The following is a 15,600-nucleotide window of genomic DNA, read 5'->3' as shown; positions in this document are numbered from 1 at the left end:
GCGCTGTTCCAGCGCCCTTTAATAAGAATGACGGCCCCAGGCCGTCAGCCCGCCATCGGTGTGGAATAAAAATAATGAATCAGCCTTCTGTCGGTACTTCTTTGGACGTGCAGTCCTTTATCAATAGCCAGCCACTGTCGCGCTATCAGTGGCGCGTGGTCATCCTATGTTTCCTGATCGTGTTTCTCGATGGCCTCGATACAGCGGCCATGGGCTTTATCGCGCCGGCTTTGTCCCAGGACTGGGGCATCGACCGCGCCAGCCTTGGCCCGGTGATGAGCGCCGCGTTGATCGGCATGGTGTTCGGTGCCCTGGGCTCCGGCCCGCTTGCCGACCGTTTCGGGCGCAAAGTCGTGCTGGTAGGCGCGGTGCTGGTGTTCGGTGCATTCAGCCTGGCTTCGGCCTACAGCAGCAGCGTCGATCAGTTGCTGGTGTTGCGTTTTCTCACCGGCTTGGGCCTAGGCGCAGGCATGCCCAACGCCACCACCTTGCTCTCCGAATACACCCCTGAACGCCATAAGTCGCTGCTGGTGACCAGCATGTTCTGCGGCTTCAACCTGGGCATGGCCGGCGGCGGATTTATCTCGGCCAAGCTGATCCCCGCGTTTGGCTGGCATAGCCTGTTGTTGATCGGCGGCATTCTGCCGTTGATCCTGGCCGTGGTGCTGCTGGTGTGGTTGCCGGAATCGGCGCGTTATCTGGTGGTACGCAACCGTGGCACCGACAAAGTGCGCCGGACCCTCTCGCCCATCGAACCCAATCTCGTCGCTCAGGCCACCCATTTCAGTGTGCCCGAACAAAAAACCGTGAAGGCACGCAACGTGTTCGCGGTGATCTTTTCCGGCACCTACAGCGCCGGCACCTTGTTGCTATGGCTGACCTACTTCATGGGCCTGGTGATCGTGTACCTGCTGACCAGTTGGCTGCCGACCCTGATGCGCGACAGCGGCGCGAGCATGGAGCAGGCCGCGTTTATCGGCGCGCTGTTCCAGTTCGGCGGTGTATTGAGCGCGGTCGGCGTGGGCTGGGCGATGGACCGGTTCAACCCGCACAAGGTCATCGGTACGTTTTACCTGCTGGCCGGTGTATTTGCCTACGCGGTCGGGCAGAGCCTGGGCAACATCACGCTACTGGCAACCCTGGTGCTGATCGCCGGGATGTGCGTCAACGGCGCGCAATCGGCGATGCCTTCCCTGGCGGCGCGCTTCTACCCGACCCAAGGCCGCGCCACTGGGGTGTCGTGGATGCTCGGCATTGGGCGTTTCGGCGCGATTCTCGGGGCCTGGATGGGCGCCACGCTGCTGGGCCTGGGCTGGAACTTCGAGCAAGTGCTCACCGCCCTGGTTATTCCCGCCGCACTGGCCACCACCGCCGTTGTGATCAAAGGCATGGTCAGCCATGCCGACGCGACCTGATCGATAGCCTGCCAACAATCAGTTCGATAATCGAACGCTTAGTCGATTATCGGATTGTTCGGCCCATTTGCCCGGCTTAATCTGCAAGCACTCGGCGCGCCCTCAGCGCCTTTTTCGATCAACACCGGGAGCCCGACCCCCATGGCTGAAATCCTTGCCCTGCGTGATGCGGTAAAGCAATTCGTCAACGACGGCGACACCGTCGCACTGGAAGGTTTTACCCACCTCATTCCTACGGCAGCGGGTCATGAAATCATTCGTCAAAGCAAGAAAGACCTGACGCTGGTACGCATGACGCCTGACCTGATCTACGACCAATTGATCGGTGCCGGTTGTGCCCGCAAGCTGATTTTTTCCTGGGGCGGCAACCCCGGCGTAGGCTCCCTGCATCGTCTGCGGGACGCGGTCGAAAAACAGTGGCCGCAACCGCTGGAGATCGAAGAACACAGCCACGCCGACCTGGCCAATGCTTACGTAGCCGGGGCCTCCGGCCTACCGTTCGCGGTGCTGCGCGCTTACGCCGGTTCCGACTTGCCCAAGGTCAACCCGCTGATCAAGAGCGTGACTTGCCCATTCACCGGCGAAGTGCTGGCAGCGGTGCCGTCGGTGCGCCCGGATGTCACGGTGATTCACGCGCAGAAGGCCGACCGCAAGGGCAACGTGTTGCTCTGGGGCATTCTAGGTGTGCAGAAAGAAGCCGCGCTGGCCGCCAAGCGTTGCATCGTCACCGTGGAAGAAATCGTCGACGACCTGAACGCGCCGATGAACAGCTGTGTGCTGCCGACCTGGGCCCTGACAGCGGTGTGCCATGTGCCCGGCGGCGCGCACCCGTCCTACGCCCATGGCTACAACGAGCGGGATAACCGTTTCTATCAGGCGTGGGACCCAATCGCTCGCGACCGTGAGACCTTTACCGCATGGATCGACGACTACATCCGCGGCACTGCCGATTTCACTGAGTTCCAGGCCAAGCTGGCCGCCGCACCGGAGGCCAAGTAATGACCTATTCGACCAATGAGATGATGACCGTCGCCGCCGCGCGCCGCCTCAACAACGGTTCGGTGTGCTTCGTCGGCATCGGCCTGCCCTCCAAGGCCGCCAACCTGGCGCGCCTGACCTCATCGCCGGACGTGGTGCTGATCTACGAATCCGGCCCGATCGGCGCCAAGCCGTCCGTGCTGCCGCTGTCCATCGGTGATGGCGAGCTGGCGGAAACCGCCGACACCGTGGTGCCCACTGGGGAAATTTTCCGTTACTGGCTGCAAGGCGGGCGCATTGACGTGGGCTTCCTCGGCGCGGCCCAGGTCGACCGTTTCGGCAATATCAACACGACCGTGGTCGGCGATTACCACCAGCCCAAGGTGCGTTTGCCGGGGGCCGGGGGCGCGCCGGAAATCGCCGGCTCGGCCAAGAGCGTGTTGATCATTCTCAAGCAGTCGGCGCGCTCGTTCGTCGACAAGCTGGACTTCATCACCTCGGTCGGCCATGGCGAAGGCGGCGACTCGCGTAAACGCCTGGGTCTGCCAGGCGCAGGGCCTGTAGGGATTATTACCGACCTGTGCGTCATGGAGCCGGAGGAGGGCACCCATGAGTTCGTGGTCACCGCGCTGCACCCCGGCGTGACCCGTGAACAGGTGGTGGCCGCCACCGGTTGGGCGATTCGTTTCGCCGAACAGGTCAGCACCACCGCCGAACCCACTGAGGTCGAGCTGACCGCGCTGCGCGACCTTGAAGCCCGCACCGCCGCCGCTCATGGCCAAGCCCCGGGAGAAGTCTGATGCGCGAGGTATTTATCTGCGACGCCATTCGCACCCCCATCGGCCGCTTTGGCGGTGGTTTATCCAGCGTACGCGCCGACGACCTGGCGGCGCTGCCGATCAAGGCGCTGATGGCGCGCAACCCGTCGGTGCAATGGGACGCGGTCGATGAGGTGTTCCTCGGCTGTGCCAACCAGGCCGGCGAAGACAACCGCAATGTGGCGCGCATGGCGTTGCTGCTGGCCGGCCTGCCGGAGAGCGTGCCGGGCGTGACCCTCAACCGTTTGTGCGCCTCGGGCATGGAGGCCATCGGCACTGCGTTTCGTGCCATTGCCAGCGGCGAGATGGAGTTGGTGATTGCCGGTGGCGTCGAGTCGATGTCCCGTGCGCCCTTTGTGATGGGCAAGGCCGATGCCGCGTTTTCGCGCAACATGACGCTGGAAGACACCACCATCGGCTGGCGTTTTATCAACCCGTTGATGAAAGCCCAATACGGCGTGGATGCGATGCCGCAAACCGCCGATAACGTGGCCGACGACTACAACGTCTCCCGCGCCGACCAGGACGCGTTCGCCCTGCGCAGCCAGCAACGCACGGCTGCCGCGCAGGCCGCCGGTTACTTTGCCGAGGAAATCGTGCCGGTGCGGGTCTTCCATAAAAAAGGCGAAACCGTGGTGGAACGCGATGAGCATCCACGGGACACCACCCTGGAAGCCCTGGCCAAACTCAAGCCGGTCAACGGCCCCGACAAGAGCGTCACCGCCGGCAATGCCTCGGGGGTCAACGACGGCGCGGCGGCGCTGATTCTTGCGTCCGCCGAGGCTGTGCGCCAACACGGTTTGACGGCCCGCGCCCGCGTATTGGGCATGGCCAGTGCCGGTGTAGCCCCGCGCGTAATGGGCATCGGCCCGGTGCCGGCGGTGCGCAAACTGTTGGCCCGTCTGGACCTGGCGGTAAGCGATTTCGACGTGATCGAGCTCAACGAAGCCTTCGCCAGCCAAGGCCTGGCCGTGCTGCGTGAACTGGGCCTGGCCGACGATGCGCCGCAGGTCAACCCGAACGGCGGCGCTATTGCCCTTGGCCATCCATTGGGCATGAGCGGCGCGCGGCTGGTCTTGACGGCCCTGCATCAATTGGAAAAAACCGGCGGCCGCAAAGGCCTGACCACCCTATGCGTGGGCGTCGGCCAAGGCCTGGCCCTGGCGATCGAACGCGTCTGAGTCTAATAAGAGAGGATGGCTCCATGAGTGATAAGCCCGGTTACCGGCGCCCCCAGGCGGGCACCCAGCCTGAATACCTGCATCCGGCGTACCAGTCGACGAACCTGCGTTCGCCGTCCAAGCCGTTGGTGTTTCTGCCCCATTCCTTGTCGGAAATCACCGGCCCGACCATCGGTGCCGAGCGGGTCGGTGAGAAGGACAACGACCTCACCGCCCAGCATGACGGCGAGCCCCAGGGCGAACGCATCATCATCCATGGCCGCGTGCTGGATGAAAACGGCCTGCCGGTGCCAGGCATTCTGGTGGAGATCTGGCAGGCCAACGCGGCCGGGCGCTACAACCACCCGCGCGACCTGCACGATGCGCCGCTGGACCCCAACTTCACCGGTACCGGGCGTACCGTTACCGACGCCGACGGGTGGTACCAGTTCCAGACCATCAAGCCCGGCGCCTACCCGTGGGGCAACCACCACAACGCGTGGCGTCCGGCCCATATCCACTTTTCGCTGTTCGGCCCCAGCGTGCTGACGCGTTTGGTGACCCAGATGTATTTCCCCGGCGACCCGCTGCTCGAATACGACCCGATCTACAACTGCGTGCCGGACACCCGTGCCAAGGAACGCCTGATCGCGCGTTTCGATCTGGAAAAAACCATTCCGTCCTATGCCCTCGGCTACCGCTGGGACATCGTCCTGCGCGGCCGCGATGCCACGCCGATGGAGAAATAAGATGACACTCAACGCAACCACGTCCCACACCGTCGGGCCGTACTACCACATTGGTCTGACCTGGCTGAACCGCGAAGACCTGACCAAACCGGCCACCCTTGGCGAGCGCGTGGCGATCAGCGGGCAAGTGGTGGATGGCAAGGGCGAGGTCGTCAATGACGCCATGCTGGAAGTCTGGCAGGCCAACGCGGCCGGCAAGTACGACCACCCCGAGGACGAGCAGGACAAAGCCCTCGACCCAAGTTTTGAAGGCTTCGGCCGCGTGCCGGTGGACGCCGAAGGGCGGTTTCGCTTCACCACCATCAAACCGGGTAGTGTGCCGGGGCTCAACGGCACGACCCAGGCACCGCACTTGGTGATATTGGTGTTTGCCCGTGGTCTGGTGAAGCACTTGCTTACGCGGATTTATTTCGAAGGCGAGGCACTGAATGGGGATGACCCTTTGCTGGCCTGTGTGCCCGCGGAGCGCCGGAGCACCTTGGTGGCCAAGCCGGACGCGCACGGTGTGTATCAGTGGAATGTGATTTTGCAGGGGACCGATAAGGAAACGGTGTTCTTCGATTATTGATTCGTTTGGTAGGGCCTGATCGGGGGCAAGCCCCCTCCCACAGTTGATAGGCGGTGCGGTCAAGATGTGGGAGGGGCTTGCCCCCCGATCAGGCCGTCTCAGGCACCGCTTTCGGAACATGGCTGTTGCAAAGTGTGTCTAGGCTATAACCGTTCCCACTGAGTGAAAACACTATGACCACCACCACCAGTCATTACACCGGCGAAGAACGCAGCAAGCGCATCTTCGCGATTGTCGGTGCCTCTTCCGGCAACCTGGTCGAATGGTTCGACTTTTACGTCTATGCCTTCTGCGCCATTTATTTCGCTCCGGCGTTTTTCCCATCGGATGATCCCACCGTTCAACTGCTTAACACCGCCGGTGTGTTCGCCGCCGGGTTCCTGATGCGGCCGATCGGCGGCTGGCTGTTTGGTCGAGTGGCCGATAAGCACGGGCGCAAGAACTCGATGATGATCTCGGTGCTGATGATGTGCGCCGGCTCGCTAGTTATCGCCTTTCTGCCCACCTACAAGGATATCGGCGCCTGGGCCCCGGCATTGCTGCTGGTGGCGCGGTTGTTCCAGGGGTTGTCGGTGGGCGGCGAATACGGCACCACGGCCACTTATATGAGTGAGGTGGCGCTCAAGGGGCAGCGCGGCTTCTTCGCCTCGTTCCAATACGTGACGCTGATCGGCGGGCAATTGCTGGCCGTGCTGGTGGTGGTGATCCTGCAACAGCTGCTCAGCGAAGAGGAACTGCGCGCCTGGGGCTGGCGCATTCCGTTCGTGATCGGCGCGATTGCGGCGCTGATCTCCTTGTTGCTGCGTCGCACCCTGAAAGAAACCACCAGCCAGGAAACCCGCCAGGACAAAAACGCCGGCAGTGTGGCCGCGCTGTTCCGTCATCACAAAGCCGCGTTTATCACCGTGCTGGGCTACACCGCCGGCGGTTCGCTGATTTTCTACACATTCACCACCTACATGCAGAAGTACCTGGTGAACACCGCCGGCCTGCACGCCAAGACGGCCAGCTTCATCATGACCGGCGCGCTGTTCTTGTACATGTGCATGCAGCCGTTGTTCGGCATGCTCTCGGACAAGATCGGCCGACGTAACTCGATGCTTTGGTTCGGCGCACTCGGCACGCTGTGCACGGTGCCGATCCTGTTGACGTTGAAAACCGTGACCAGTCCGTTTCTGGCATTTGTGTTGATTTCTCTGGCGCTGGCGATTGTGAGTTTCTACACCTCCATCAGCGGCCTGGTGAAAGCCGAAATGTTCCCGCCCCATGTTCGTGCCCTCGGCGTCGGGCTGGCTTACGCCGTGGCCAATGCGCTGTTCGGCGGCTCGGCGGAATATGTGGCGTTGGGCTTGAAGTCCATGGGCATGGAAAACACTTTCTACTGGTACGTGACTGGCATGATGGCGGTGGCGTTCCTGTTCAGCTTGCGTCTGCCGAAACAGGCGGAATACCTGCATCACGATCTGTAAGGACTGAGTTATGACGTTGCGCACGAGCAACCAACTGTTCGACGCCTATTTCACCGCCGACAGCATGGCCGAGGTGTTCTGCGACCAGGGGCGCTTGCAGGGCATGCTGGATTTCGAAGCCGCTCTGGCCCGGGCGCAGGCGCGCGTTGGGTTGATTCCGCCAGCGGCCGTGGCACCGATTGCCCAGGCGTGCCTGGCATCGCTGTACGACGTGGATGCCCTCGGCATGGCGATTGCCTCGGCGGGCAACTCGGCGATCCCATTGGTGAAAGCCTTGGGCAAATTGATTGCCAGCGAGGACGCTGACGCCGAGCGCTATGTGCACCTGGGCGCCACCAGCCAGGACGTGATGGACACCGGTCTGGTCCTGCAACTGCGGCGTGCCTTGGTGTTGATCGAAAGCGACCTGGCGCAATTGGGGGATGTGCTGGCCGCGCAAGCCCAGCGCTATGCCACGGTGCCATTGGCCGGGCGCACCTGGTTGCAACATGCGACACCCGTGACCCTGGGCATGAAAATCGCCGGATGGCTGGGCGCGGTGACGCGCAGCCGGCAACGTCTGGCCGAACTCAAACCGCGTTTGCTGGTGCTGCAATTCGGCGGCGCCTCCGGCACGTTGGCGGCGTTGGGCGAACAGGCCATGCCGGTGGCCGAAGCCTTGGCCGCCGAACTGCACCTGAGCCTGCCCGATCAACCCTGGCACACCCAGCGTGATCGCCTGGTGGAGTTCGCCAGTGTGCTGGGCCTGATCGCCGGCAGCCTCGGCAAGCTGGGGCGGGACATCAGCCTGCTGATGCAGACCGAAGCGGCGGAAGTGTTCGAACCTGCCGCGCCGGGCAAGGGCGGTTCTTCCACCATGCCGCACAAACGCAACCCGGTGGGCGCCGCCGTCCTGATCAGCGCCGCCACTCGTGTCCCGGGGCTGGTGGCCACGATGCTCAGCGCCATGCCCCAGGAACACGAGCGCAGCCTGGGCCTGTGGCATGCCGAGTGGGAAACCTTGCCGCAGATTTGCCGGTTGGTTTCCGGTGCCTTGCAGCAGGCGGTATTGCTGAGCCAGGGCTTGGAGGTCGACCCGGCGCGCATGGCACGCAACCTCGAATTGACCCAGGGCCTGGTGCTGGCCGAAGCGGTGAGCATTGTGCTCGCCCAGCGCCTGGGCCGCGAAACCGCGCACCATCTGCTGGAGCAATGCTGTCAGCGGGCGGTCGCTGAGGGGCGCCATCTGCGCGCGGTATTGGCGGACGAACCACAGATCACCGCCGAACTGTCCGCCACGGAGCTGGATCGCTTGCTCGACCCGGCCCATTACCTGGGGCAGGCGCACACTTGGGTCAGCCGCGCCGTGACCGATCATTTTGCATTGACTGCCTGAGGAGACTGCTGTGGCTTTTGTACAACTCGCCGAGGGCGACCTGCACTACCAACTGGAAGGCCCGGTGGATGCGCCGGTGTTGGTGCTGTCCAATTCGTTGGGCACCAACCTACGTATGTGGGATACCCAGATCCCGGCGTTCACCGAGCATTTTCGCGTGTTGCGCTATGACACCCGTGGGCATGGCAAGTCGCTGGTGACCGAGGGGCCGTACAGCATCGAGCAATTGGGGCGCGATGTGCTCGCGCTGCTGGATGCGTTGCAGATTCGCCGCGCGCATTTTTGCGGGTTGTCCATGGGCGGCCTGATCGGCCAATGGCTGGGCATTAACGCCGGTGAGCGCTTGCAGCGTCTGGTGGTGTGCAACACCGCCGCCAAAATCGGCACGCCCGAGGTGTGGAACCCACGCATCGAGACGGTGCTGCGCGATGGCGCGGACGCGATGGTGGCCTTGCGCGATGCGTCGATTGCGCGCTGGTTCACCCCCGACTTCGCCGCCGCCAACCCACACCAGGCCAAACTGATCACCGACATGCTTGCCGCCACCTCGCCCCAGGGCTACGCGGCCAACTGCGCGGCGGTACGGGATGCGGATTTGCGCGCAAACCTAGGGTCGATCCAGGTGCCGACCCTGGTCATCGCCGGCAGTGAAGATGCCGTCACGCCGCCAGCGGGTGGGCACTTTATCCAGCAACAGGTCAAGGCTGCCGAGTACGCCGAGTTCTACGCCGCGCACCTGTCCAATGTGCAGGCCGGTGCTGCTTTCAGTGACCGGGTGATTAAATTCCTGTTGTGCCGCTAAGGAGCTTTTCGTGGACGAGAAACAACGTTACGCCGACGGCCTGCAAGTGCGTCGTGAAGTGCTGGGCGATGCCCATGTCGACCGCAGCCTCAACACGTTGACCGAATTCAACAGCGAGTTCCAGGAGATGATCACCCGTCATGCCTGGGGCGATATCTGGACCCGACCGGGCTTGCCCAGGCACACCCGCAGCCTGATCACCATCGCCATGCTGATCGGCATGAACCGCAGCGAAGAACTCAAGCTGCACCTGCGCGCCGCCGCCAGCAACGGCGTGACTCGCGCCGAGATCAAGGAGGTGCTGATGCAGAGCGCTATCTACTGCGGGATTCCGGCGGCGAATGCCACCTTTCACCTGGCCGAATCGGTGTGGGATGAGCTGGGCGTTGAATCCCGCCAAGGTTGAAATTCGCTCGCCGCACGGGGTCAGTGGGAGTCCGCATCCCACACCCAATTCCACACGCCCGGCAGGTGTACGGTGTCATTCACGTCCTTGACCGTACGGGCCAGGGCGGCGCGTTCCAGTGCTGGGTGGTCGGTGTAGAAAGGCTCTGCGGCGGTTTTCATGCCGTTGATGCGGGCGCTGTCCAACAGGATCTGCAAGTACTCCTGCAGGTGCCGCGCGGTGTAGCGGTTGATGTCGTGGAAGGTCACCACCACCGGGATCACGCCGTCCACCGTGGGCAATTCGCCGAGGGCGATGCGCTCGCGCACCACCGACAGTTGCCGATACAGATTGGCGCGGCGGCGTGGGCTGGCATTGAAACCCCAGATCTTGCCGTCATTGGCGCTCAGGTCCGTGAGCAGTACCTGCATGCCGTGGCGCTGATAGGCAGCAAAAGTGCGGCGGTCGTAGTTCCAGAACGGTGGGCGCACCAGGCGCGGCGGTGCGCCGGTGATGGCGGCAATATCGGCCGCACCCTGGGTGAGAGTGCGCTCCAGTTCGGCATCGTTGAGCCAGCGGTGATTGGTGTGGAAGGTGGTGGCGGTGTGAAACGCCAGCACATGCCCGCCGGCGTACTCGCGTTCCATGGTCTTGCGTCCCCGTGAACTGCCGCCTGAGCGCGCGGATTCGGTCTGTAAAAAGAACACGGCCTTGATGCCCGGCAGCACCGGGTTGTGTGCCAGGTCGGCGATCACCGAGCGGGTCGGGTTGTTATAGCCCGAAGCACTGGGACCGTCATCGAAGGTCAACAGAAAGCGGATCGGCGCCTGGGCTTGCAGGCGTTGTTCGGTCTGGGGCGTCAAGGGGATTGGCGCGCTGATGCAGCCGCCGAGGCTCAAGGCCAGGGCAAGCACGGCAGCGGCGAAAGCAAAGGGTTTCATGGTGGGCACGGGCTCGGCAAAGAGGCCGCTGCTGGGCGGATCAGCAGCGGCAGGCGCGCACCATACAGCAAGTGCCGCGCCGGTTTACAGCAGACTGATCGGGTAACTGACGATCAGTCGGTTTTCATCGAACTCGTTGTTGCTGTAGTCGCGGCGCATGCTGGAATTGCGCCAGCGAACCGTCAGGTTCTTCGCCGCGCCGCTTTGCACCGTGTAGCCCACTTCGCTTTCGCGCCCCCATTCCTTGCCATCGGTGACGGTGCCGCTGTGCACATTGCTGCCGCTGATATAGCGGTTCATCAGGGTCAGGCCCGGCACGCCGAGGGCGGCGAAGTTGTAGTCGTGGCGCACTTGCCAGGATTTCTCCTGGGCATTGTCGTAGCTTGAGTTGTAGCTGTCGTTGGCCAAGGTGCCGCCGCTGGTGCCGTTGACGCGCATCCACGCGCTGTCGCCGCTGAGCTTTTGCAGGCCCACATAGAACGTGTTGCCGCCGTATTTGGCCGAGAGCAGGCCGGACCAGGTTTTATTGTCCAACTCGCCCGCGCGGGCGCTGCCGTCTTCTTTGCCATAGAAGAACCCGAGGTTAGCGCCCAAGGTCCAGTCGCCCACGGGCTGGCTGTGGATCAGGTTGACGAACTGTTGGCGGTAAATGTCCTTGAGTTGGGCGTTCCACAGGCCGATCTGGGTGCGCTTGTCGTTGAATACGTATTCGGCGCCCTGGAAGTTGAAGCGGTCCGAGGTGAAGGCCGTTTTGCCCACCATCGACATGTCCGACAGACTGCTGTCGTCGCGGGGGCTATTAGCGCGGAATTGGCCGCCGTAGAGGGTCAGGCCCTCGATTTCCTTGGATGTGATCTGCCCACCGCGCAAGGTTTGCGGCAGGGAGCGGCCATCGTCGGCGCGCAGGATCGGCAGCACCGGCATCCACTCGCCCACCTTCAGCTCGGTCTTGGACAGCCGTGCCTTGAACGCCACGCCCAAACGCCCGAAGTCATCCGCCGGGCGGCCGTCGTGATCCAACGGCAACAACTGCGTGCCGCCGGTGCCGCGTCCGCCGTCGAGCTTGAGCGAATACAGCCCTAGTACATCCACGCCGAACCCCACCGTGCCCTGAGTGAAACCGGATTTGGCGTCGAGAATAAAACTCTGCGTCCACTCCTGGGCGCCACCCTGGGTTTTGCTCGGGTTGGTGAAGTTACGGTTGAAGAAGAAATTACGCAGGTTGAGGTTGGCGCTGGCGTCTTCGAAAAAACCGTGGTCTTCGGCGACGGCAGGCAAGGCAAGACTGGCGACAGCGGTGGCCAGCAACAGCCGGCGCGGATGGAAAGTGCTCATGGTATCGAACCTGTTGTTATTGGGGTTATGCAGGTGGCGGCCATGGTGCGCGGCGATGCGAGGGCGGTTCAATCGGGGGAGGGCGGGTTGTGGGCGATGATCGAACGCAAGTTGCCGGGCGCGCAGGCCCGGCAGGCTCAGCGTTTGGGCAGGTCGATGTGGGTCCAGGGGAACGCCGGCAGGTAATGCTGGGCCGCGACGATCACTGCCACCATCACCACCAGGAACACCGCTTGCCATGGGCTCCAGAACGCCCAATGCAGGCCGTTGAGCCACGGGTAGCCTTCGCTGAAGCGTTGGCTCATATGACCGATGCGTTTTTTGTGCAGCAGGTTGATCAGCACCATGCCGGCATAGGTGAACGCTCCGAGGATGCCGAGCATCAAGGCGCAGGCCACCAGCATGATCGCTTGCGGCACGCCGTGGCGGATCACCAGCCAATAGTCGTTGGGGTTGAGTCGCTTGGGGATCAAGCGCTGGCTCAGCCACAAGTCCAGCACTCTGTAGGTCGAACTCATCCCGGCCCAAAACTGTGTGACGCGAAAACCGATACCGGCCGGCACCAGTGCCATGAACATAAAGATCGACACCGACATCAAGTCCAGCTTGTCGGGCCTGGAGTGGGCGATGCTGAGGCCGATACCCAGGGCGAACACGGCCCACAACCGGATAAACACTTGGGTGTAGATCGGCCGTGGCACGAATTTGCGCCAGAAGAATAGGTCAGGCTGAGGCAGCCGCTCGATCAGTTGCGGATAACGCCAGGTCAGGGTCTCGGCCAGGTGCTGGCAGGCGTTCCATTCGTTTTCGCCGAAGGTGTCGATGATGCGTTTTTGTTGAGTGGTGGACATCGGCGTCAGCAATAAGCGCGCGGCCAGAGCGTCGGCGGAGTTGCGTCGGGTGTCCTGGGCTTTTTCTTGCAGATGAGTGAAGAAACTCTCCTGCTCACAACGCGACACCAACTGGCGCCACATCCACGCCGGTTCGGGGTACACCCCTTTCTGATCGTCCCAACCAAATGTCTGGCACACCCGTTCGAACAGCGGCACGCTCCATTGGGTGTCATGCAGCAATTGCAGAACGATGCGTTGCCACTGCTGCTGCAAGTCGAATACCTGTAACCAGGCTTGGCTGTTGTACTGCGTCAATTGGCTGATGAACTCGCGCTCGGCCTGTTGCTCCAGCAGTTCTTGCAAGGTGCGGCGATAGTCCTGCAGCAGTTCGCCGGTCAGCGCCTCGTATTGCCAAGGGGTCATCGCTACCTGCTGCCACGGCGTCAGCCATTCCAGGTGCTGCGCGGCCCATTGGGCGATGGCGCTGCGTTCGCCGGGGGCATTGAAACAATGGCGCAACAGGCCGGCCTGGAACGCGTCGGCACAACCCTGTTGCCGAGCCTGCGCCCAGCGTTCATCGAGGTTATGGGCATTGAGGCCGCAGATCAGCGCCTCGGCTGGGTCTGGCGCGGGGGCGTCGAACGGCGCCGGGCTGAGGGGGCGCACGTCCATCAGTTCGGCCAGGTCGCTGAGATTGCCGGGGGCCGCTTCGGCCGGCGGTGCCTCGACGGCCACCTGCTCGTCGTTGTCCACGCGCCAGCGCGCTTCGCTCAGCGCTTCTTCATAGGCCTCGCGCAGGCGCTGGAAGCCGGCGGCGTCTTCATCCGGGCGGCAGCTTTTGAGCAGCCGCGCATAGCTGCGTTTGATGGTGCGCTCGTCGGCATCTTCCGGCAGCTGCAGTACGGTCCAACAATCCATGTGATCTTTCCTCAGCGCCAAAAGCCGTTATCGAGCTGCTCCAGTTGCCGGGTCAGTTCGCTGCGGGCTTCGCGGATGCGGCGTTCGTCCTGGGTGTCGAGCACCTGCTGGAACTGAGCGGCCCAATGCCCGAGTTGTTCGCGCAGCTCACCCAGGCTTTCCTGATAGAGCCGTTCAAGGCGCGCGGTCAGAACGGTGTTGACCTGCTGGTCACGCGGATGAATCTTCAGTAGCGCCAGGGCTTGCAGGCGTTGCTGGATTTCCTGCGGGCTGAGCACACCTGGGTTGTTTTCGATCACCAGGGAATGTTGCTCGCCGGTGAGCGGGATATTTACCTGGGCTTCCAGCAAGCCGTTATTGTCGTAGGTAAAGCGTACGTCCAGGGAGACTTCACCGGCCTTGCGCTTGGGCACGGCGATTTCCAGTTGGCCCAGTTCGATGTTGTCTTTCACCAAGCGGCTTTCGCCTTGATAGATCTTCAGCAGCACGCGGCTCTGGTCATCGTGCAGGGTGACCACACTTTTGACCCGGCTCACCGGCACGCTGCTGTTGCGTTCGATCAGGGGCAGGTAGTGGCCGCTTTCGATATGGCCGCCGTATTGGTTCGAGGTTTCGATGCCCAGGGTGTAGGGGCACACGTCGGTCAGCACTACTTCTTCCAGCGCGGCGGAACGCGCTTTGAGCGCGGCCTGGATTGCGGCGCCGTGGGCCACCACTTGGTCGGGGTCGAGGCTGATGGAGGGAAAACGCCCGAACAGCCCGGCGGCGAGTTTGCGTACCAGCGGCATGCGCGTGGTGCCGCCCACCAGCAGAATTTCATCCAGGTCACTGACACGAATGCGCGCATCGCGCAGGGCGCGCTCGATTGGCGCGCGCAGGCGCTCCAACAGCGGCGTGTAGAGCTTGGCCAGCTCCGCTTGAGTGATGGTTTTGACCCACTGCTGGCCATCGACGCGCAGGGTGAAATCGGCGCTGTCATCTTGGCCCAATGCCTTGCGTACGCGCTCGGCCTCGCGGCGCAGGGCGTGCAGCACGCTGCTGGTGGGCGGAAAGCCTTGGGCGTTGCGCTGGCTGTCGACGAAATGCTCCAGCAGCAGCGTGTCGAAATCTTCGCCGCCCAAGAAATTGTCGCCGGCGCTGGCGCGCACTTCCATGACCCCCTCGAACAGCTCGATAATCGACACGTCAAACGTGCCGCCACCGAGATCGAACACCAGGAACGAGGTTTCTTTGTCGCGTTGATGCAGGCCGTAGGCGAGGGCGGCGGCGGTGGGTTCGTTGATCAGCTTTTCAACGTTGAGCCCGGCCAGCTCACCGGCAATGCGCGTGGCTTTGCGTTGGCCGTCACTGAAGTACGCGGGCACGCTGATCACGGCTTCGGTGACGGTGTGGCCGTAGGTGCGCTCGATGTCTTCTTTCAGGCTTTTGAGCACCAGTGCCGAGAGTTCTTCCGGGCGGAACGAACGGTCGCCCAGGCGCACTTCGGTGGCGCTGCCCATGTAGCGCTTGAACAGCGACGTAGTCAGGTGCGGGTGAGTGTGCAGGCGCTCCTTGGCGGCCTGACCGACCAGCACGCGCCCCTGATCATCCAGCCCGACTACGCTCGGGGTGAGCAATTGGCCAAGGGCATTGGGCACCAATTCGGCGGCATCACCGCGCCAGACCGCTGCGAGACTGTTGGTCGTCCCCAGGTCGATTCCTACGATCATTACGACAAGCTCCCTCTGTGGTCTGTAAGAATCTGTAACCAATTTTCCCGAAAGGCTGAACGCAAAGCAAGACGGTGGCCGCTGACCCGAGCGGGCTGGCGGTGTTTGTCGTCGCGAACGGGCTGCTCAACCTTTCAACCTTACG

14 protein-coding genes are annotated in these 15,600 nt (G+C 62.9%); 10 read left to right on the top strand and 4 right to left on the bottom strand.

Annotated features, from left to right (window positions below):
* The first annotated feature begins 74 nt into the window (after positions 1-74).
* From YA0848_RS04680 to pcaC, 10 genes are all read left to right on the top strand, one after another.
* Complete coding sequence (locus tag YA0848_RS04680) at positions 75-1,415, top strand: MFS transporter (RefSeq protein WP_034096312.1); 1,341 nt, start codon at positions 75-77, stop codon at positions 1,413-1,415.
* A 141-nt stretch (positions 1,416-1,556) separates the two neighbouring features.
* Entirely contained in the window at positions 1,557-2,414 is an 858-nt protein-coding gene (locus tag YA0848_RS04675; RefSeq protein WP_034112319.1) for a CoA transferase subunit A, read from the top strand.
* A complete protein-coding gene (locus YA0848_RS04670; RefSeq protein WP_047881519.1) occupies positions 2,414-3,193 on the top strand; it encodes a CoA-transferase subunit beta in 780 nt (259 codons plus the stop codon). Before YA0848_RS04675 ends, YA0848_RS04670 begins: the two co-directional genes overlap by 1 nt.
* On the top strand, positions 3,190-4,392 hold the full coding sequence (pcaF, locus tag YA0848_RS04665) for a 3-oxoadipyl-CoA thiolase (RefSeq protein ID WP_169903326.1): 1,203 nt from the start codon (positions 3,190-3,192) through the stop codon (positions 4,390-4,392). Before YA0848_RS04670 ends, pcaF begins: the two co-directional genes overlap by 4 nt.
* Before the next feature lie 23 nt (positions 4,393-4,415).
* Entirely contained in the window at positions 4,416-5,120 is a 705-nt protein-coding gene (pcaH, locus tag YA0848_RS04660; protein WP_034096316.1) for a protocatechuate 3,4-dioxygenase subunit beta, read from the top strand.
* 1 nt (position 5,121) lies between these two features.
* A complete protein-coding gene (pcaG, locus tag YA0848_RS04655; RefSeq protein ID WP_034112325.1) occupies positions 5,122-5,688 on the top strand; it encodes a protocatechuate 3,4-dioxygenase subunit alpha in 567 nt (188 codons plus the stop codon).
* Positions 5,689-5,861: 173 nt separating this feature from the next.
* Positions 5,862-7,157 (top strand): MFS family transporter, encoded by a 1,296-nt coding sequence (locus YA0848_RS04650; protein WP_034096318.1) that lies wholly within the window; start codon positions 5,862-5,864, stop codon positions 7,155-7,157.
* 10 nt (positions 7,158-7,167) lie between these two features.
* Entirely contained in the window at positions 7,168-8,532 is a 1,365-nt protein-coding gene (locus YA0848_RS04645; RefSeq protein WP_034112327.1) for a 3-carboxy-cis,cis-muconate cycloisomerase, read from the top strand.
* 10 nt (positions 8,533-8,542) lie between these two features.
* Positions 8,543-9,334: a 3-oxoadipate enol-lactonase gene (pcaD, locus tag YA0848_RS04640; RefSeq protein WP_034096320.1), complete on the top strand. Its 792-nt coding sequence runs from the start codon at positions 8,543-8,545 to the stop codon at positions 9,332-9,334.
* A 10-nt stretch (positions 9,335-9,344) separates the two neighbouring features.
* Complete coding sequence (pcaC, locus tag YA0848_RS04635; RefSeq protein WP_198731221.1) at positions 9,345-9,740, top strand: 4-carboxymuconolactone decarboxylase; 396 nt, start codon at positions 9,345-9,347, stop codon at positions 9,738-9,740.
* Between the two features lie 20 nt (positions 9,741-9,760).
* On the opposite strand, the gene YA0848_RS04630 is transcribed toward pcaC, so the two are convergent.
* The 4 genes from YA0848_RS04630 to YA0848_RS04615 all read right to left on the bottom strand — a co-directional run bounded on the left by YA0848_RS04630 (position 9,761) and on the right by YA0848_RS04615 (position 15,455).
* Complete coding sequence (locus YA0848_RS04630) at positions 9,761-10,660, bottom strand: polysaccharide deacetylase family protein (protein WP_034112329.1); 900 nt, start codon at positions 10,658-10,660, stop codon at positions 9,761-9,763.
* Positions 10,661-10,744: 84 nt separating this feature from the next.
* Positions 10,745-11,995 (bottom strand): OprD family porin, encoded by a 1,251-nt coding sequence (locus YA0848_RS04625; RefSeq protein WP_034112331.1) that lies wholly within the window; start codon positions 11,993-11,995, stop codon positions 10,745-10,747.
* A gap of 137 nt (positions 11,996-12,132) precedes the next feature.
* A complete protein-coding gene (locus YA0848_RS04620) occupies positions 12,133-13,746 on the bottom strand; it encodes a J domain-containing protein (RefSeq protein WP_169903315.1) in 1,614 nt (537 codons plus the stop codon).
* Positions 13,747-13,757: 11 nt separating this feature from the next.
* Positions 13,758-15,455, bottom strand: coding sequence for a molecular chaperone HscC (locus YA0848_RS04615; protein ID WP_034096325.1), 1,698 nt, complete (start codon positions 15,453-15,455; stop codon positions 13,758-13,760).
* Positions 15,456-15,600 lie beyond the last annotated feature (145 nt).

Origin of the sequence: Pseudomonas sp. S4_EA_1b (assembly GCF_016307435.1) — a bacterium.
Classification (GTDB): domain Bacteria; phylum Pseudomonadota; class Gammaproteobacteria; order Pseudomonadales; family Pseudomonadaceae; genus Aquipseudomonas; species Aquipseudomonas rhodesiae.
The sequence above is the reverse complement of the archived record's forward strand: the minus strand, read 5'-3'. Positions and strand labels throughout refer to the sequence as shown.